The organism is Streptomyces sp. NPDC001568 (assembly GCF_042893755.1).
Taxonomy (GTDB): domain Bacteria; phylum Actinomycetota; class Actinomycetes; order Streptomycetales; family Streptomycetaceae; genus Streptomyces.
On the sequence record NZ_JBIAVF010000020.1, the window covers coordinates 101,938 to 119,104 of the forward strand.

A 17,167-nucleotide genomic window follows, 5' to 3' on the forward strand; every position below is an offset into this window, starting at 1 on the left:
CATGAAGATCGTCCTGTTCGGCGCCGGCGGCAACATCGGTCGGCCCACCACCGAGGAATTGCTGCGGCGCGGCCACACCGTCACCGCGGTCACCCGAGCCGGCCACGTCGACGGCCTCGAGCACAAGGCCCTGACCGTGACCACGGGTGACGTCACCGACCCCGCGGCGGTCGCGGGCCTCGCCGCCTCCCACGACGCCGTGCTCTCGGCCGTCGGCCCCCGGATCGGCCAGGAAAGCGACCGCGCCACGATCGTCGGTGCCGCCCGTGCGCTGATCGACGGGCTCCGCCGAGCCGGCGTCACCCGCCTGGTCACCATCGGCGGTGCCGGTAGCCTGCGCACGCCGACCGGCGCCCGGGTCATGGACGACCCGGACTTCCCCGCGCTGTGGAAGGCCAACGCCGAGGCCCAGTCCGAAGCTCTCGACCTCTACCGCGGCGTGCACGACCTCGACTGGACGTACGTGTCGCCCGCCGCGGTCATCGGAGCGGGCGAGCGGACCGGGGCCTACCGCAGCGCCGGGGACACCCTGCTCACCGACGACGACGGCAACAGCCGCATCTCGTACGCCGACTACGCGATCGCCTTGGCCGACACGATCGAGAGCGGCACCGCGATCCGCCGCCGCATCACCGTGGCGTACTGAGCCATGAGCAACGACGCCGCCGGCCGGCACACCCGATTCACCGTCCTGCTCGCAGCGCTCGTGGCCCTGGGACCGCTGTCCATCGACGGCTACCTGCCCGGACTGCCGGACCTCGCCGGCGACCTGCGCGCCGGCGCCGCGGCCACCCAGCTCACCATCACCGCCTGTCTGGCCGGGCTGGCCATCGGGCAGCTGATCGCCGGGCCGCTGAGCGACACCTACGGCCGGCGGCGTCCGTTGCTGGCGGGCCTCGCCCTCTACACGATCGCCAGCGCGCTCTGCGCGGTGGCACCCGACGTCCGGACCCTCGTCGGTCTACGCCTGGTCCAGGGCATCGGCGGGGCGTTCGGCATCGTCATCGCCAACGCCATGGTCCGCGACCGCACCTCCGGAGCCCGCACCGCGCGTCTCTTCTCCTCGCTGACCTTGATCACCGGCCTGGCGCCGGTGATCGCGCCGGTCCTCGGCGGCCAGCTACTGCGCGTCACGGCCTGGCCCGCAATCTTCGTGGCCCTGGCCGTACTCGGCGCCGTGATGCTGGCGGCCTCCGCCGCAGGACTGCCGGAGACCCGGCCCTCCGCGTCACGCCGGCCGCTGCCGGCTGTCTTCGGGCAGCTGCTCAGCGACCGGGTCTTCACCGGGTACGTCCTGGCCAACGGCCTGGTCTTCGCGGCGATGTTCGCCTACATCTCCGGCTCGCCGTTCGTCCTGCAGGAAATCCACGGCCTGTCACCGCAGCAGTACAGCGCCGTGTTCGCCGTCAACGCCGCCGGATTCATTGTGGCCGCCCAGATCAGCGGCCGGCTGGTGGCCCGGGCCGGCGCCCGCGTGCTGCTGCTCGCCGGTCTGCTGGGCGCGACAGCCGGTGGCACCACGGTCCTGGGCGCGGTGCTGACACGGGCACCCCTGCCCGTGCTCCTGATCGGCCTGTTCGTCCTGGTCTCCAGCGTGGGCCTGGTCATGCCGAACGCCGCGGCCCAGGCCCTGGCCGACCACGGCGGACACGCCGGGTCGGCCGCCGCTCTGTTCGGCTTCAGCCAGTTCATGTTCGGCGGGGCACTTGCTCCGCTGGCCGGCGCGGGGGGCGCCACCGACGCCTTGCCGATGGGAATCATCGTCGCCGTGCTGCCGGCGCTCGCTCTGCTCACACTCGGCGTCCTCACCCGGTCGATGCCCGGTGAGCGCACTCGCGGGCCGGCTCGCCAAGGACCTGCCGGGCACCGGCGACCGCGCCGGCGCGTCGATCGCAGACGAGCCGGCATCCAGTGAGCCGTTCCATCCTTCGTAGCGTGGTGACTCCACGGGGTGCAGGACGAGGACGGCCTGCACGATTGCGGTGGCTCGGCGCGGGCGGCAGCGCAGCTCGACCAGGATTCTCCAGGTTTGCAACCACCCTGCCGGCCTGCGCGAGGGGCCTGGCGCCTCCGTCGAGCACCAGCCCGACGGAGGCCCGCAGTCGCGTTCGAACCACGGCGGAGCGGAGGGGCCCACGCTCCCGGCTCGACGTGGAGCAGGGGGATCGCGGGGGCCGGCGACCGGGGAGGCCGTACGCTCCCTGGCGGCCTGCTGCTACGAACGATTCCTCAAACTGACCATGCGGGACACGGGACACGGGACACCGGACACGGCCTAAGGACGGTCTCCGGCGCCGCCCTCCGAGGGAGCCGCGGTCCGCCGGTACCCGCCGGGGCGCGGGGCCGTGGTGGTGTCGTGGATGCTGTCGTGGGCGGCTGCGGCGACCGTCTCGGGGGTGATGCCGAACTCGTCGTAGAGGCGCTGGTAGTCGGCGGAAGCTCCGTAGTGCTCCAGGCTGACGATGCGTCCGGCGTCGCCGACCACGTCGCGCCAGCCCTGGCCGACGGCGGCCTCGACGCTGACCCGGGCACGCACGGCCGGCGGCAGGACCTCGTCCTGGTAGTCCTGGGGTTGGGCGGCGAACCATTCGCGGCACGGCATGGACACCACCCGCACCGCCAGGCCCTCGGCGGTCAGGAGGGCGCGGGCGTCCAGGGCGATGTGGACCTCGGAGCCGGTGGCGATCAGGATCACCTGGGGCGCGGCGCAGTCGGCCGCGTCCACGAGGGTGTAGCCGCCGCGGGCCGCTCCCCGGGCGGGGGAGTACTGTTCGCGATCGAGGACGGGCAGGTTCTGGCGGGACAGGATCAGACCGGTGGGTCGGTCGGTGTGCTCCAGGATGGTCTGCCAGCAGGCGGTGGTCTCGTTGGCGTCGGCGGGCCGCACCACGTCGAGGCCGGGAATGGCGCGCAGCGCGGCAAGGTGCTCGATGGGCTGGTGGGTGGGGCCGTCCTCGCCCAGACCGATGGAGTCGTGGGTCCAGACGTAGGTGACGGGCAGTCGCATCAGGGCGGCGAGGCGGACGGCGGGCCGCATGTAGTCGGAGAAGGTCAGGAAGGTGCCGCCGTAGGGACGGGTGAGGCTTTGCAGCGCGATGCCGTTGAGGACGGCGCCCATGGCGTGCTCGCGGATCCCGAAGTGCAGGGTGCGTCCGTAGGGCCCGCCCTTCCAGTCCTTGGTCTGCCGGTCGGCCGGCACGAACGACGGCTCTCCGTCCATGGTGGTGTTGTTGCTTCCGGCGAGGTCGGCCGAGCCGCCCCACAGCTCCGGCAGTACCGGGGCCAGCGCGGTGAGGACCGCGCCGGAGGCGGCTCGCGTCGCCATCCCCTTGGCGTCGGCGGGAAAGCTGGGCAGGACATCAATCCAGCCGTCCGGCAACCGCCCGGCTTGGAGCCGGTCCAGCAGGGCGGCGCGTTCGGGCTGCGCACGGCGCCAGGTCATGAACGCCTCGTCCCATTCGGCGTGCGCGGTGCGTCCGCGCTCCGCGGCCTGCCGGGTACGGGCCAGGACCTCGTCCTCGACGACGAAATGCGCCTCGGGATCGAAGCCGAGGAGCTGTTTGGTGGCTGCGATCTCGTCCTCGCCCAGGGCCGAGCCGTGCGCCTTGCCGGTGTTCTGCTTGGTCGGGGCCGGCCAGCCGATCAGGGTCCGCAGCATGATCAGCGAGGGGCGTCGGGTCTCGGCCCGGGCGGCGCGGGTCGCGGCGAGCAGGGCGTCGACGTCCTCGACGTACTCGCCGGTGGCGGTCCAGTCGACGGTCTGCACGTGCCAGCCGTAGGCGGCGAAGCGGGCGGGCACGTCCTCGCTGAAGGAGACGTTGGTGTCGTCCTCGATCGAGATGTGGTTCGAGTCGTAGAAGACGGTCAGGTCGCCCAGTTCCTGATGGCCGGCCAGTGAGGCGGCCTCCGCGGTGACGCCTTCCATCAGGTCGCCGTCGGAGGCGATGACGTAGATGTGGTGGTCGAAGGGGCTGGTGCCCGGCGCCGCGTCCGGGTCCAGCAGGCCGCGTTCGCGACGGGCGGCCATCGCCATGCCGACCGCGCCGGCCAGGCCCTGTCCCAGCGGCCCGGTGGTGATCTCCACCCCTCGGGTGTGATGGTGCTCGGGGTGGCCGGGGGTTGCCGAGCCCCAGGTCCGGTACGCCTCCAGGTCGGACAGCTCCAGGCCGAAGCCGGCCAGGTACAGCTGGATGTAGAGCGTCAGACTGGAGTGGCCGCAGGAGAGCACGAAGCGGTCCCGTCCCAGCCACTGGTCGTCGTTCGGATCGTGTCGCATGACGTTCTGGAACAGCAGGTACGCCAGCGGGGCCAGGCTCATCGCCGTCCCCGGGTGGCCGTTGCCGACCTTCTGCACCGCGTCGGCCGCCAGCAGACGCACGGTGTCCACCGCGCGTACGTCCACCGCGTCCCACCCCGCGCGCTCGGCTGCGGGAGGCGCGACGGACCTGTCGCCCCGTACTGCGTCGGACTGCTCGCCGGTCATTGCTGCTGCCCCTTCGTCAAGCGGACGGTCCGGCTCTGCGGGTCGCCCGTCGGCTGGTGCGCCCTCGCCACACGCCGATGCCCTCGTTGTCGTCACCGCGCGGTCGGCGGCCGGGACCCCGTCGTCCGAGCTGCCGCGGCGGAGGGCAACTGCTCCAGCGTGGCACTCCGCTGCCCGGCTCGTTCCGGCAACACGCCCGGATCCTCGGCGGAGAGCGGCCCGTCGGTGTCGGCGAGGACGCGGAGGGCGTGCCGGGAGGGGGCCTTGCCCTCCTGGACGCTCATGCCGTCGGCGCCCTCATGGAGGTCACGACCGGACGGCGGGACTCGACCCGTGTCGCCGACCTAGAGTCCGATGCCTTGACTTGCCGTCTCCTCCCAGCGGGCGCCCTTGCGGACGTACTCCCAGAACACGGCGCTGGAGGCGCTGTGTCCGGATTGCCGGCGCAGTTGGTCGGGGCGTTTGCCCTTCTTGCTGCCCGTGGTGATGAACCCTGAGCGCATGGAGTGGCCGGTCAGGCGTACGTCCAGACCCGCCCGTTCGGCGCTGCGGGTGATGACCAGGCGGCAGCCGTCGGGGGAGAGGCGCCGTGTCCCGAGGTGGCCCCACTGGTCGACGCCCCGGAACGCGGGCCCGACGGCGCCGAGTCCGGCCGCCTCGGCGGCGCCCTTCCAGGCGAGCCAGTTCAGGACGGGGCAGGAGTCGGGGTGGGAACCCCGGGCGATCTCGACGTCCCGGGCCGGGCGCCCCTTCACCGAGGGAACGTGCACCTCCAGGCCCTCCTCGACGAGGACGACGTCGGCCAGGGTCAGCGCGCTCACCTCCTCGGCGCGCCCGGCGATCCCGAAGGCCATGGTCACGAGCGCCCGGTTCCGGTAAACGGCCAGGTCAGGGAGGGTGCTCGTGCGTTGCCCGGGTCGGGTCGCCGGCTCGCTCCCGGCCGCCGCCGTGCGGGGCGCGGTGTTCATCGCCCTGAGCTGTTCCGGGCTCGTCGGCGCGGCCTGGCCGCGGCCGCGGGCTTGGCGGAGGCGGTCGTTCTTCAGCGGCTTGAGCGCGGCTCGGGCGGCGAGGGTGGCTTCCTTGGGCACCTCGACGTCGTACGCGGGTCGGCGAGCCGTCAACGTGACGCCGGTGATCCGGCGGTCGATGCTGTTCGGCGCCGCCTGCTTCACCTCGTCCAGCCAGGTCACGAACCCGACCAGGGTCCCCTTGTTGACCGCGGTCAACGGCAGCGGGACGCCGGTCCGTTCGGCGAGCCAGCCGTGAAACTCTTCCCACAGCGCCCAGTCCCGTGCGTACCCGGTCCTCGTCTTGCGCGGGCGGACCGCGTCCAGGTGTTCCTGCGCGCCTTGGTCCAGGACGGCCAGGACGGCAGCCACGGCCGGGTCGTACAAGGCGACGCCGTGGCGCGCCGCCGGGTCCTGGTTCGGATCGATGAGCTCTCCGTCGAGCACCGCCACTTCGCTCAGGCGGGCGATCTCGCTGCTCGTCGCCGAGTTGCCCGCCCGCGCGGGCGCGAGGTCGTCCGTCATGACGCGCTCCTTACCGTCGGGTCGGGGTTGGGTTGGGGGTCGGCTCGATGGGATGACCGATCGTCACACCACACCAATTCAATCACCTCGGATATGGCATGTTATCCGAGGTGATAAGCGCGACGGGGACGTGCTTCAGGTCAGACTCTCGTCCGCTGAGATGTGAAGAAACGCCGAACAGACGAGTCGGCCGGGCAGTAGCGTGTGAACTCACGTCAGGTCGATGTTTCTCCACGTCTGTTGCAAGGGAAGCCCCGGATGGAAATCCTGCTCACCATCAAGAACCCGACCCCCGAGTGCTTCGAGGACCTGAAGGACTTCCTCGCGAAGCACGCGACACACGTCACGCTCGACACCGAGTGGACGCCGGAACGAGCGGAGCGGTACTACCGGGCCCTGCCGGCCCGCGCGCAGAAGATCGTCCGCGAGGCCGCGATCCGGGACGGCTACGTGTCCGCGGAAGACCTCCGCGACTCCGAGGGCAGCAGCCTCCGCGGACACAGCGCCGCGCTCAAGCAGGTCCTCGAACGCGGGGAGCGCAAGGGCTGGTGGCCTTCGGGCATGCCCGCCCCTGTCCTGCCGCAGGGCCCCGGCTTCGGGAAGGTCATCGGGTACCGAATGCCGGACGACCTGGTCGGCACCTTCTTCACCGCCATCAAGAGCGTGCTCGACACCGAGGACGGTACCGGCGCGTAAGGGCACGGGTGGACGCTTGATCCGCTACGCCCTCGCCGACCGCCACCGTCAACACGCGATCCCTTTAAGCCAGTTCCACGGCGCGCCGTGTGTGGGTGGGACCATCCCCGCAGGTGCGGGGAGCAGTCCACCCACGGGCGGATCCACCGCTTGGCGGTGGGACCATCCCCGCGGGTGCGGGAAGCAGAAACCTCGAACCTTGGGCTCGGCCTGCGCGTCGGGATCATCCCCGCGGGGGCGAGGCGAATGAAGGCCAATGTCCTGGTTCACCCGCGTCTCGGGTATGGCAGGCAGTGGCCCCCGCCCCTCCCGAAGGAGCACCAGGAGTCAGATGATCGGGGGGCGGCCCAGGCGGGTCATGCGCCATGCCGTTCGCCAGCGCATGGGGCGGCGGGGCGGGCACGGGACGCGTACGCCCTCGAAGAAGCCCGCCCACCAGGCGGTCAGGCCGGAGAGCGGGGGGCGTTGCGCGAGGGTGTACGCGGCCCAGGTCGCGAGGTAGATCGGCACCAGGACGGCGGGCAGGTGGCGTTTGGCCAGCCAGACCCGGTTCCGGCCGGTGTGGTGGTAGTACACCGCGTGCCGGGACGCCTCCGTACGCGGGTGCTGGAGCACCATGTCGGCCCGGTAGTCGATGTCCCAGCCGGCGTCCAGGGCCCGCCAGGCGAAGTCGGTTTCCTCGTGGGCGTAGAAGAACGGGGCGGGGAACTCGCCCACTTCGTCGATGACGCTCATGCGGATGGCGTGGCCGCCGCCGAGGAACGTCGTCACCGGCCCGGACAGCATCGGATTCTTGCCGCCGAGCCGGGGGACGTGCCTGCGCTGGCTCAGGCCGGTCTCGTCCGCGATGCGGAACCCGGCGATGCCCAGCCGGTGGTTCTCGGCGAAGGCTTCCCGCACCAGCGTGAAGGTGTCGGTACGTGGGAGGAGGCCGTCGTCGTCGAGGACGACCACGATGTCCGTGCCGCCCTGCTCGCGCAGCCACCGCACGCCGGCGTTCCGGCCGCCGGGGATACCGAGGTTCTCCCGGAGCTCCACGCCCGTCACGTCGTTCGGCAGGGGGGCGAGTTCCACGCCCTGCCCGAGGACCACGACGGTGGCGGGGTCACCTTCCTGCCTCGCCACGGAGTCGAGCAGGGCCCGCAGTTCCGCGGGCCGGTCGCCCATGGTCAGGATGACAACCCCGATCTTCGGCATGTCGCTGTGTGTTCCTTTCACCGCTGGGTCGTGAGCAGTTCGGTGGCGCGCTGTTCCAGGTTCCCCGCGCCGGTCACACCGCGCTTGCGGTAGCGGGCCGCGGCCGCCTGGATTTCCTTGACCGCCTGTCTGTTGCGGTCGGACACCACGCCTCCCATGAAGTCCAGGGACCGGTACCAGAGCCCGACGGCTTCCTCGTACCGGTGTTGGCCCGCCACCGATCGCCCCAGGTCGGTCAGGGTCAGGCCGTGCTTGAGCTGGTACGTGCCCGGCAGCCGACCCGCCAGGGCCCGTCGGTAGTGCCGTTCGGCCGCCGGGTGGTCCTTCATCGCGGTGAGGGTCTTGCCCATGTGCGAGGCGACCGTGGCCGCCACCGGCCCCGAGGCGGCAGCGTAGTCGGGGACCGGGTCCCGGGTGTCCGTCACCGCGTCCTCGGCCGCGAGCAGCGCACGCGCCGCTCGGGCGCCCTGTCCGCCGGCCCCGTACGCGCGGGCGCAGGTGACCAGCAGCAGGGCCTCGGTCCGTCGGTCGACCTTGCCCGCAGCCCGGTTCAGGGCGGCTTCGGCGAGCTCCGGGCACGCGTGGGGGTGCCCCAGGTCGAGGGCCTGATGGGTGAGGGCCCGCATCATCCACGCGGCGTGGCCCCGCGGGTCGGCCTCGCAGGCGAGCTGATAGCCCAGCAGGTAGTAGCGCTGGGCGGCGCCCTCCCGCCCGAGGTCGTGATGTTTCCAGCCGACGAGACAGGACAGCTGGGCCGCCGCCCCGAACGCCTCCGAGCGGACTTCGGCGGTGGGGAACCGGGCCGTGAGCATCGGTGCGACGGTGTCGGTCAGATAGGCCGTGACGGTGGTCAGGCCGTGCCCGCCGCCCATCCGTTCGTCCACGCTGCGGAACATCTCGGTGAGCTGTCTGACCGCGGTCACCTCGGCCGGGCCGACGAGGCCGCCGCCCTCGGCCGCTCCGAGCGTCGCGGCGACCGCTTCGTGGTCGTAGGTCAGGGGCAGGCCGACGGAAGCGGCGGTGAACGCGGCGCCAAGGAAGTCACGGCGTCGTTGCATGACTGCTCTCCCGAGATCGGCGATGGCGGCCAGCGGGTCGGCTTCCAGGGCCCCACCGATGACAGCGGAGCCTAGACCGATCTCGGCGACCGTCACCCGTCGCTTGGTCCGTCTCGTCAACGCTTCGGCGATGTAGGACGGTGTCTGCCCGGACGGCGTACCGCCGGCGACCCAGTAGGCCACGGCCGAGGGACCCGTACCCAAGCGCCGTCCGGCTTCGGCCGCCACGGAGCGAATCTCCCTGGCCAGGGCGTAGTACGTGGCCCCGGACTCGGCGATCACCGCCGCCAGCGCGCTGTTCGGCGTCCGGTCACCTGCCAATGCGAACCCCCCTGCGGACGGTCTTGAACGGGTTGAACGGGTTCCTGCCGTCACCACCGTACTCACTTACCGTGCCGCCGAGTTCACTGTTCATCACGCCGCCCGGTGCCGCGCAGGGCTCCGTCCGACGGGGGCCACCCCTGCCCCGGGCGGCACCCGCGGGGGTGGCGGGGAGGGGGAGGCACCGCCACCCCATCACCCCCTCACCCCATTTCCTCTGAGCTCGAAGGAGCCACCATGCCGCTCACCGACGCCGACCTGTCCGCCGCACTCACCGGATCGACCGTCGTCGTCACCGGGGGCGGGGGCCTGGTCGGCTCCCGCGTCACCGCCCGCCTTCGCGCGGCCGGGGCCCGGGTCCTGGCCGTGGGCAAGCTCGACGCCTACCCCGCCACCGTCTACGCCGACCTGTTCGGCGTGCACCCGAGCGACCGGGACACCCTCGTGGGCGACATCGCCGACGCCGCCCTGATGGACCGCGTCGTACGGGAGGCCGACTACGTCGTGCACGCGGCCGCCGTCGCCGACGTGGCCGCCTGCACCCGCAACCCCCTGGCCGCGATCCGAACCAACGTCACCGGCACGCAGGTCCTCCTGGACGCGGTCCGCCGCCGCAACGCCCGCGTACGCCGGTTCGTTTTCGTCTCCTCGGCCGCCGTCTACGGCAACGGCGACCCCGAACGCCACGACGTGCAGCGCTGGAACGAGGAACAGCCCCTGGCACCCCTGTCCGTCTACGCGAACACCAAGGCATGGGGCGAAGCACAGACCGCGGTCGTCCTGGGCAAGGCCAACGTGTCCCACACCTCGGTCCGCTACTTCTCCGTCTACGGCGAGCCCCAGACCGTCAAGGAGGGCTCGCACTCCTGGGTCGTCGCCTGGATGGCGATGCGCGCCAAGCTCGGCCTGCCCCTGCACCTGAACGGCGGCGGCCGGCAGGTCCGCGACTTCGTCCACGTCGAGGACATCGCCGCGGCCACCATCCACGCGATGCTCGCGCCGGGCGCCGACCGACAGACCCTCAACGTCGGCACGGGCCGGGCCACCTCCATCGCCGACGTGGCCCGGCTCATCCGCAACCACTACCCCGACGCCGAGTTCCAGGACCGGCCGCTGCCCGAGGGCGACCCCCTCGGCGGGACGGCCGACACGTCCCGCATGACCGCCGCCCTCGATTGGGAACCCACGATCACGGTGGCCGAGGGGGTGGCCCGCTACGTCGCCTGGCTCGACAACGCCCCCGGCGCCCTGCCGGACTTCCTGCGCCGCGAAGCGGCCGAAGTCGCCTGATGGTCCCCGACCCCCACGACGAACAGGAGCGAGCAGGTGCCGGATTCCATCCGTATCGGTGACTACGTCCGCAGCCCCGTCGAGTCCGGCCTGCACGCCACCGGCTACGCCGGGATCGGCGACCTCGAGCTGTCCGACTTCCTCACCCGCTGGGACGCCCTCCACGACGAAGCCCTGCACCTCCTGCCCGAGCGGATTCACCCCACCGCCCGGATCCACCCGACCGCGATCATCGGCGACGACGCGATCATCGGACCCGGTGTCCGCGTCCACGAGTTCTCCACCGTGCGCAAGCGCTCCGTCCTGTGCGCCGGCGTCTCGGTCGGCTTCGGCTGCGAGGTGACCCATTCCTTCGTGGGGGAGAACACCGTGCTCGGCCACCAGGTCGGCATCGGCCACTCCGTCATCGGGGCCGACGTCCACCTGTCGGCGAACCTCGTCATCGCGGCGATCAGCCTCTGGAACTTCGACATGCGCCACCCCGTCAAGGAGATCGTTCTCCACGGCGACTCCGCCGACGAACCGGCCTACCGGTGCACGACGCCGCGGTTCGGGGGCCTGATCGGGGATCACGTCCAGACGGGCAGCATGATCACGCTCGGTCCGGGCATCGCCGTGGGCCGACACTCGGCCATCGCGGCGAGCGTCTGCCTCGGCAGCAGCATCGTCCCCGCCGCGAGCGTGATCCGATCCACCTCCCCGGAGGTGACGATCGAACCCCGCCGCATCTGACCGCTCGGGGCGACTGGAGAAACTCGTCTCCGGATCCATCCCTGCGGGTGCGGGGAGCAGGCCGCGAGGAGCTGCTCCTCGGTGGCTGTCCAGGGACCATCCCCGCGGGCGCGGGGAGGCGAGGTGAGACGGCACGCGGGGCGCTCGTCCCTCGGGACCATCCCCCGCAGGCGCGGGGAGCAGGCTTGCTGAGACCCGGCCCGCATTGGGGCGGTGATCAGATCATCGCTCAGTGGAGGGGCCGGGACAGCACCTTGCTCCCGGCCGCTCCAGGGGCGCCGGCCTCAGGCGTCGGGGTTCTTACCCCCGGTCGTCTTGTTGAGGCGGTCGATCTGGAGCTTGGCGAAGTCGCCGTAGGGCTGGGGCTGGCTCTCCTTCAGGTTCCCGCTCTCCAGTCGGATCAGGGCGCTGCCGACGCGCATCATGACCTCGGTGTGCGGACCCGTGAAGGCGTCGGTCTCGTCCGCTCCCGCCGAGATCTTCAGTGGTTTCGCCTCAGACCCCGCCTTGCGCCGCGCTTCGGCTGACATGCCCTTCAGGCCTGCCTTCGCATCATCCACGGACCTGAACGACACGATGCTGAACCGGATGGTCGATCCGTCAACCCCTCCGCCCCCTACGAGGGAGAGGGTATTCGCCCCGACCGCGACGAAGCCGCCGCAGTTCGTCGACGTCTGCTCCTCGCACTCCCGCAGGCTGTCGTCGCCCTCGTAGGTCTGGACGCTGCCCAACGCCTGCCAGCCCTGCGGCGCTGCCGCCTTGCTGATGAGGGCCGTGCGGATCATGTCCTCGGTCACGACCACCGGAGCCTTCGTCTTGCCACCCGTTTCCCCGGCGCCACCGGCAGCACCCGCCCCGTCGTCACCCTCACTTCCGCACGCCGTCAGCGCCACCATCAGCGCTGCTCCACCCGCGAGCCCCCGTACCGTCCTGAACACCGTCAACCCCCGTGGCTTCCAGACAACTTGACCTGCAGACTCAACAGCATCTCGGCGTCGCACGCCAGTTCCGGCAGCGGCGGACCCGTGTGGGTGCACCGGCGGTTATCCACAGGACGGTCGTTGTCCACAGGGCTGCCGATCGGCTCCCGGGTGGTCCAGGTCTTGTCGCAGCTCGGCAAGGGGCTCGGCCCACGGGCCTACACTCCCGTCCCCACCGCGCGGACGAGCGGGACCTGACGACGGGTGAGCGGAACCTGGCCGACGGCCTGACGCCGGCGGAGAGGTGGCTGGGCACCGCTCAGGCCCACCTGGGACCGGCAGGGGATCCGCCGTGGTCGTCGACGACCGGGTGGTGGCCGCGGCTCAGGCACTGACTGCTGTGCGGGACACGATCGGGAGTCACCTCGGCCCTGATCGGAAGCCCTTGACGGCGTACGCCTACGTGCTGCGTCACCAGGCGGCGTTCGACTACCTGACGCACCGGTACTCCGAGGTGGCCTGGGCCGGGGTCGTCGACCTCCCCGATCCGCACGCATCCGCCGCTGCCACCGCCGGGCCTCGCCTTCGTCCGGTCCGGTCGGGCGTCGCGCATCCCGGCGACGGATCCGCACCCCGCTGTGGTCATCTCGCATACGGCGTCGGTCCGTGTGGGGCGGCTGCTGTTCGGTGCGCAGTGGACGCCGGATCAGCGGCCCGGGGCGGCCCGGCCCGACTCCGGACATCCTCGCCGACGCGAACGGACCGGGCGCGATGGCGGCCTCCCTCTACCGGCTTCCCGCGTCCGGATGGCAGCCGGCTGTCGCCGCTCCGTGGACGGTTCCGCGTGCCCTGCTCGACGCGTCCGCCCACCAGGCGCTCGTGCAGGAGCTGAAGTGGGTGTCAGTCGGTCAGGTGCGGGCTCCGTCACGGCCCGTACCCCGAGCCCACGTCCCCACCGACTACTGACCGGGCGCCGGCCGGGCATGCGGCAGTGAATGCACCTGGCCGGGCCGCTGCGTGGGCTCAGTACTCCAGCCGTGGATCGCGATCTCACCCAAGGAGCCGGCCTGAGGACGGGTGGACGCGACGATGTTGTTCTGCCCTCGGACAGATCACTCCACTGTCCGAGGTCGGACCCGGTGGATCAGCGGAGACCCATCCAATCCGGCGAGTCGACGCCTGCGAACTTGTTCCAGGCCAGGCAGTGCGCCCGGGACTCCGGACCGAGGTCGTCCCAGACCGTCCGCAGCTCGAACCCCTCGTCCCAGGCGTTCAGCAGTGCCTCGAGGAAGCCGGTGGCGACCAGCGCCTGATCTTTCTCGGTGCCGTCCGCCAGCACCTGCTCGAGAAGACTCAGCACCCGCCTGCGCTGTTCGCATGTCAGTTCGGATGAGTGGGCGGTGAACACCTCGCCGAATTTAGCCAGCAGGAAGGTCGGTGGGAGATCGTCATCGACGATGACCAACCTGTCGCTGACCGCCAGGAGATCGTGCCACCACGGGGGCATCGCCATCGCTGTCCTCCTGGCACTCAGTCGTAGTTCGTGATCTGGCCGCGGTGTTGTTGCGGAGACGAGTATGGGTTGATCATCGGTGCGTGAATATAGATGATCACACAGTGGCCGCAGGTCACAGAGTAGACCCTGCCCGCCGGCAGGAGACGTTCGAGGGTCCGATGGGCCGGATCGCCGGACGGTTCACGCATGTCGAACCCCGACGGCGAGTGCGGCAGTTGGTGCTCGGCCTGCTGGCAGACCTGCCTCGCAAGAACTGCTGGACCATCTCCGAATGGGCAGGGGAAGCCACCCTGGACGGGATGCAGCACCTGCTCGGCCGGGGCAAGTGGGGCGCCGACCAGGTACGCGACGACATGAAGATCAGCGCCGCCACTCGAAGACGCCTGGCGACGACTCCAGGACCTCGCTCGGCCACTGGGTGCGGACCAACTCAAGAAGTCTGCGCTGTTCGTCGATCCATCCATCCTCGAGGCCCATGGGGAGGAAGACGGAGACGTACGACATGGCCAGGTCTTCTACGTGGACAGCGACAGCCCCGCGCTCCTCGTTGTGCGGCTGGATCCTGATCCGGGGGCTGTGGTCCTCGCTCCAGCAGACGTCCTGCCCGGCAGCGAGCTCGTCCAGTGCCCGCGACCAATCCTCCAGGTCGGAAGGGATCAGGGGCATGGCCAATCGGCCGGCGACGAAGCTGCTCGTGACGAGGACCTCCGCGTCGAGCTGGTCATGAAGATGCAGCAGGCCCGGTGAGTTACGCCCCAGCACGCGGACCCGGAAGCTGTTATCGCCATCCGAGAGACTGATCAAATCCACTGCGTACCCTCTGCTCCGCCCACCGACATCCGTCAGGGCTCATGGTGACCAACCAGATCCTCGGGCACCACCAGGTTGACCCAGCCCGCTCTGTTTGGGGTTCTCAAGGGGAGAACGTACGTTCCCGTACGCGTGGGCGTGGACGCACGCCGAGGGGCTCAAGTCCTCGTTCGACAACGCGGTGAGATGGCTGCCCCGGAACCGGGTGCTGCTGCCGGAGGGGGTGAGCGTGCCGGCCCGACAGGTGTCGGAGGTGAGGGCGGGTCGCGTACCAGCGGCTGCACGCCACCGTCGCGGGAGCCGCTCGCCGAGCGGGTGCGGGCGGGCGGGCGGGGTACATGCGGCACCCGATCACATCTTTTTCGGGCGATGCGCAACCGTTCCGCCGTCACGCATGTCACAGCATGCAGGAGCGACCAACTCCCATGACCAGCAGGGGGAAACATGAAATTCACCCGTTCAGTCCTGACCACCTCCGCTTTCGCCGCCCTGGCGCTGGGGGCGACGACCGCGCTGGCGGCGCCCGCCTCCGCCGCGCCCAACACCACGCCGCAGAAGGTCTGTGGAAGCGGCTACAAGACGGTGAACTCGGCCGCCGTCGGCTCGCTGGGCACCGTCTACCTGACGTACAACGCCTCGACCGGCAAGAACTGCGTCGCGACCATCCGTAACAACCCGGGTGCGGCCGTGGACATGGCCCTGTGGATCGAAAACAACGCGACCTCGGAGCGGGGCGAGGACTACGGCCGGTACACGTCGTACGCGGGTCCGGCCTACGTGTACGGCAAGGGCTACTGCGTCGACTGGGGCGGCGGCATCAGCAACGTCCACGTGCAGGTCTACAACTCCAACTGTGGCGCGCGCAAGGAGCACCGGGTCACCGAGGTCCGCTGACCCGAGCTCCTCCTGACCGCGACGTTCTGAGCCGTCGTACGGTCGTGCGGTCGTCGGGGGCATGACCTACCACCCGACGACCGCACGGCAACCGCCGTGGTCCGGCTCGCCCCGGCAGACTCGCCGAGTTCTGCCGGGGCGAGGGCGCGTCCGGCCTCCTCACCGGCCGGTACAGGCGAAAGTGCACCGGTCTCAGGAGCTGCCGCGCGTCATGCCGTGCTCGCGCATACGGCGTGCTCGCGCATACGGCGTGCCGTTCTACTCGGTCGGTGGTGCCGCCAGGCGAAAGCCCACACCTATCGCCGCCAGATCTTGCTCGTAAGCACCGTGTCGACGGGCGCACCGAGCCAGATCCCGGTCGTGGCGGAACGCCCCGCCTCGAGTGACGTGCGGATCGAATGCCCAGTCCTCCGTGTCCGGCACCTCGGTGGGAGCACCCGGATAGGGGGCGTAGAGGGTGGAGGTCCACTCGTCGGCGTTGCCGGCCATGTCCAATGCCCCGAAAGGGCTTGCGCCTTCGGGGAATGAGCCGACCGGCATCGTGGTGCCGATGCCCAGGTCCACGAGATTGGCCAGGCCGGTGCGGTACTGCGCGCCCCACGGGAACTCCCGGGCGTCATCTCCACGGGCAGCGCGCTCCCACTCGTCCTCCGTGGGCAGCCGCACCTCAAGGCCGCCGAGCTGTTCCCCGAGCCACTGGCAGTAGTCCGTCGCGGCGTCCCAGGTGACCCCGATGACCGGATGGTCCGCCGGCGCCTGCGGGATCGGCCTGCTGGTGGCTGCTGCGAAGAGTGCCCACTGGCCGACCGTGACCTGGGTACGGGCGATCCGAAACGCCGGGAGGTGGATCTCTGCGCGCGGGGCTTCCTTTTGGTACCACTCCACCGGCACCCCGGTGTCGGCGTTGCGGTGGGCCACTTCCGCCACCTCGTCGATCGGCGTACCCCGACGCAGCAACCCGGCCGGGACTTCAACCCAGTCCACCTGCTCCACCTGCATGATCTTCTCCTCAGCTCGATCGGACCGCCCTCATGATCACATCGGCGGGCGGGGCGAACATCGGCTGAAGGGCCCACCTCGACAGCGACCTTGGAACCAGGACCTCGCGGCCGCCGCTCCGGCTGTGCTTGGACATGGCGGAGCTGTGCACGCGATATCGGGGACGGGGACGCCCTTGTGCTTGAGCGTGAAGGCGAAGGCGAAGGCGAAGGCGAGCATGTCGTCGTCGATGGCCTTCGGCCGTCCGCCGTGGTTGCCCTTGGCCGCCGCGGCGACCTGGCATTCGAGGGTCTCCTCCCGGATGCAGTCACGCTCGTCCCCGGCCGGGCACCCCAGGCGGCACCTGCGGCGCTGAGCAGCTCGACCTCGCCGGGCTTGCCGAGCAGGAGGAGGATCACGCCGACCAAGAAGGCCACGATGCCGCACACCGTGAGGCTGGTGCGCAGGGCCGGGCGGGCTGTCCGCCGGATGGCAACAAGTATCTCAACCTGACGATCAAGACCGTCTGCAGACCCAAGGACTCATCTGGCTTCGTCATCCTGCCTCGCCGTTGGGTCGTGGAGCGGACCTGGTCCTGGATGATGCGGGCCCGCCGACACGCACGCGACTACGAACGACTCGTCCAGCACTCCGAAACCCTCATCACCTGGGCAGCCATCACCCTCATGACCCGCCGGCTCACCAAGGCACGCAAGCCCCCCGAGCGGTTCTCACCCCTG

General features: G+C 70.8%; 16 protein-coding genes and 4 pseudogenes. 10 read left to right on the top strand and 10 right to left on the bottom strand.

What is annotated here, in order from left to right; all coding sequences use genetic code 11:
- Position 1: 1 nt before the first annotated feature.
- Positions 2 to 646, top strand: a complete 645-nt coding sequence (locus ACFY0I_RS31605) for an NAD(P)-dependent oxidoreductase (RefSeq protein ID WP_388902156.1) — start codon at positions 2 to 4, stop codon at positions 644 to 646.
- 3 nt (positions 647 to 649) lie between these two features.
- A complete protein-coding gene (locus ACFY0I_RS31610) occupies positions 650 to 1,915 on the top strand; it encodes a multidrug effflux MFS transporter (protein WP_388902158.1) in 1,266 nt (421 codons plus the stop codon).
- A 9-nt stretch (positions 1,916 to 1,924) separates the two neighbouring features.
- Here the strand turns inward: ACFY0I_RS31610 and ACFY0I_RS31615 are convergent.
- The 4 genes and pseudogenes from ACFY0I_RS31615 to ACFY0I_RS31630 all read right to left on the bottom strand — a co-directional run.
- Positions 1,925 to 2,035, bottom strand: a pseudogene (locus ACFY0I_RS31615) (IS5/IS1182 family transposase); the annotation flags it as partial.
- Between the two features lie 240 nt (positions 2,036 to 2,275).
- Positions 2,276 to 4,483 (bottom strand): transketolase, encoded by a 2,208-nt coding sequence (tkt, locus tag ACFY0I_RS31620; protein ID WP_388902160.1) that lies wholly within the window; start codon positions 4,481 to 4,483, stop codon positions 2,276 to 2,278.
- A 92-nt stretch (positions 4,484 to 4,575) separates the two neighbouring features.
- Positions 4,576 to 4,767 carry a hypothetical protein gene (locus ACFY0I_RS31625; RefSeq protein ID WP_388902162.1) on the bottom strand — a complete coding sequence of 64 codons (192 nt, stop codon included), beginning with the start codon at positions 4,765 to 4,767 and terminating at the stop codon, positions 4,576 to 4,578.
- Between the two features lie 60 nt (positions 4,768 to 4,827).
- Positions 4,828 to 6,015 carry a hypothetical protein gene (locus tag ACFY0I_RS31630; protein ID WP_388902164.1) on the bottom strand — a complete coding sequence of 396 codons (1,188 nt, stop codon included), beginning with the start codon at positions 6,013 to 6,015 and terminating at the stop codon, positions 4,828 to 4,830.
- Positions 6,016 to 6,273: 258 nt separating this feature from the next.
- On the opposite strand from ACFY0I_RS31630, the gene ACFY0I_RS31635 reads away from it, so the two are divergent.
- The gene (locus ACFY0I_RS31635) at positions 6,274 to 6,711 is read left to right on the top strand and encodes a hypothetical protein (protein WP_388902166.1); all 438 of its coding nucleotides are present in this window, start codon (positions 6,274 to 6,276) and stop codon (positions 6,709 to 6,711) included.
- A 327-nt stretch (positions 6,712 to 7,038) separates the two neighbouring features.
- Here ACFY0I_RS31635 and ACFY0I_RS31640 read toward each other — a convergent pair whose 3' ends face one another.
- Positions 7,039 to 7,908, bottom strand: coding sequence for a glycosyltransferase family 2 protein (locus ACFY0I_RS31640; protein ID WP_388902168.1), 870 nt, complete (start codon positions 7,906 to 7,908; stop codon positions 7,039 to 7,041).
- 17 nt (positions 7,909 to 7,925) lie between these two features.
- Positions 7,926 to 9,287, bottom strand: a complete 1,362-nt coding sequence (locus tag ACFY0I_RS31645) for a tetratricopeptide repeat protein (protein WP_388902170.1) — start codon at positions 9,285 to 9,287, stop codon at positions 7,926 to 7,928.
- A gap of 237 nt (positions 9,288 to 9,524) precedes the next feature.
- Between ACFY0I_RS31645 and ACFY0I_RS31650 the strand changes: the two genes are divergently transcribed.
- Both ACFY0I_RS31650 and ACFY0I_RS31655 read left to right on the top strand, forming a co-directional pair.
- Positions 9,525 to 10,577, top strand: coding sequence for an NAD-dependent epimerase/dehydratase family protein (locus tag ACFY0I_RS31650; protein WP_388902172.1), 1,053 nt, complete (start codon positions 9,525 to 9,527; stop codon positions 10,575 to 10,577).
- A 36-nt stretch (positions 10,578 to 10,613) separates the two neighbouring features.
- A complete protein-coding gene (locus tag ACFY0I_RS31655) occupies positions 10,614 to 11,309 on the top strand; it encodes a transferase (protein ID WP_388902174.1) in 696 nt (231 codons plus the stop codon).
- 284 nt (positions 11,310 to 11,593) lie between these two features.
- Here the strand turns inward: ACFY0I_RS31655 and ACFY0I_RS31660 are convergent, their stop codons facing one another.
- The gene (locus ACFY0I_RS31660; protein ID WP_388902176.1) at positions 11,594 to 12,205 is read right to left on the bottom strand and encodes a hypothetical protein; all 612 of its coding nucleotides are present in this window, start codon (positions 12,203 to 12,205) and stop codon (positions 11,594 to 11,596) included.
- A 711-nt stretch (positions 12,206 to 12,916) separates the two neighbouring features.
- Between ACFY0I_RS31660 and ACFY0I_RS31665 the strand changes: the two genes are divergently transcribed.
- On the top strand, positions 12,917 to 13,195 hold the full coding sequence (locus tag ACFY0I_RS31665) for a hypothetical protein (protein WP_388902178.1): 279 nt from the start codon (positions 12,917 to 12,919) through the stop codon (positions 13,193 to 13,195).
- 178 nt (positions 13,196 to 13,373) lie between these two features.
- Here ACFY0I_RS31665 and ACFY0I_RS31670 read toward each other — a convergent pair whose 3' ends face one another.
- Positions 13,374 to 13,742 carry a hypothetical protein gene (locus ACFY0I_RS31670; protein WP_388902180.1) on the bottom strand — a complete coding sequence of 123 codons (369 nt, stop codon included), beginning with the start codon at positions 13,740 to 13,742 and terminating at the stop codon, positions 13,374 to 13,376.
- Positions 13,743 to 13,903: 161 nt separating this feature from the next.
- Between ACFY0I_RS31670 and ACFY0I_RS31675 the strand changes: the two are divergent.
- Positions 13,904 to 14,101, top strand: a pseudogene (locus ACFY0I_RS31675) (IS701 family transposase); the annotation flags it as partial.
- 4 nt (positions 14,102 to 14,105) lie between these two features.
- On the opposite strand, the gene ACFY0I_RS31680 reads toward ACFY0I_RS31675, so the two are convergent.
- Positions 14,106 to 14,555, bottom strand: a complete 450-nt coding sequence (locus ACFY0I_RS31680) for a DUF5959 family protein (protein WP_388902182.1) — start codon at positions 14,553 to 14,555, stop codon at positions 14,106 to 14,108.
- Between the two features lie 100 nt (positions 14,556 to 14,655).
- Between ACFY0I_RS31680 and ACFY0I_RS31685 the strand changes: the two are divergent.
- Together ACFY0I_RS31685 and ACFY0I_RS31690 are read left to right on the top strand one after the other, a co-directional pair.
- Positions 14,656 to 14,869 (top strand): annotated as a pseudogene (locus ACFY0I_RS31685) (hypothetical protein); the annotation flags it as partial.
- Positions 14,870 to 14,999: 130 nt separating this feature from the next.
- Positions 15,000 to 15,449 (top strand): spore-associated protein, encoded by a 450-nt coding sequence (locus tag ACFY0I_RS31690; RefSeq protein ID WP_388902184.1) that lies wholly within the window; start codon positions 15,000 to 15,002, stop codon positions 15,447 to 15,449.
- A gap of 258 nt (positions 15,450 to 15,707) precedes the next feature.
- On the opposite strand, the gene ACFY0I_RS31695 is transcribed toward ACFY0I_RS31690, so the two are convergent.
- Positions 15,708 to 16,448 carry a formylglycine-generating enzyme family protein gene (locus tag ACFY0I_RS31695; protein ID WP_388902186.1) on the bottom strand — a complete coding sequence of 247 codons (741 nt, stop codon included), beginning with the start codon at positions 16,446 to 16,448 and terminating at the stop codon, positions 15,708 to 15,710.
- A 476-nt stretch (positions 16,449 to 16,924) separates the two neighbouring features.
- Between ACFY0I_RS31695 and ACFY0I_RS31700 the strand changes: the two are divergent.
- Positions 16,925 to 17,134 (top strand): annotated as a pseudogene (locus ACFY0I_RS31700) (transposase); the annotation flags it as partial.
- Positions 17,135 to 17,167 lie beyond the last annotated feature (33 nt).

Bases quoted from the DNA above. Each gene is read 5' to 3' on its own strand.
- ACFY0I_RS31625 (WP_388902162.1), bottom strand. From the start codon at position 4,767: ATGAGCGTCCAGGAGGGCAAGGCCCCCTCCCGGCACGCCCTCCGCGTC.
- ACFY0I_RS31630 (WP_388902164.1), bottom strand. From the start codon at position 6,015: ATGACGGACGACCTCGCGCCCGCGCGGGCGGGCAACTCGGCGACGAGC.
- ACFY0I_RS31670 (WP_388902180.1), bottom strand. From the start codon at position 13,742: ATGGCGATGCCCCCGTGGTGGCACGATCTCCTGGCGGTCAGCGACAGG.
- tkt (WP_388902160.1), bottom strand. From the start codon at position 4,483: ATGACCGGCGAGCAGTCCGACGCAGTACGGGGCGACAGGTCCGTCGCG.
- ACFY0I_RS31640 (WP_388902168.1), bottom strand. From the start codon at position 7,908: ATGCCGAAGATCGGGGTTGTCATCCTGACCATGGGCGACCGGCCCGCG.
- ACFY0I_RS31660 (WP_388902176.1), bottom strand. From the start codon at position 12,205: ATGGTGGCGCTGACGGCGTGCGGAAGTGAGGGTGACGACGGGGCGGGT.
- ACFY0I_RS31695 (WP_388902186.1), bottom strand. From the start codon at position 16,448: ATGCAGGTGGAGCAGGTGGACTGGGTTGAAGTCCCGGCCGGGTTGCTG.
- ACFY0I_RS31650 (WP_388902172.1), top strand. From the start codon at position 9,525: ATGCCGCTCACCGACGCCGACCTGTCCGCCGCACTCACCGGATCGACC.
- ACFY0I_RS31635 (WP_388902166.1), top strand. From the start codon at position 6,274: ATGGAAATCCTGCTCACCATCAAGAACCCGACCCCCGAGTGCTTCGAG.
- ACFY0I_RS31605 (WP_388902156.1), top strand. From the start codon at position 2: ATGAAGATCGTCCTGTTCGGCGCCGGCGGCAACATCGGTCGGCCCACC.
- ACFY0I_RS31610 (WP_388902158.1), top strand. From the start codon at position 650: ATGAGCAACGACGCCGCCGGCCGGCACACCCGATTCACCGTCCTGCTC.
- ACFY0I_RS31690 (WP_388902184.1), top strand. From the start codon at position 15,000: ATGAAATTCACCCGTTCAGTCCTGACCACCTCCGCTTTCGCCGCCCTG.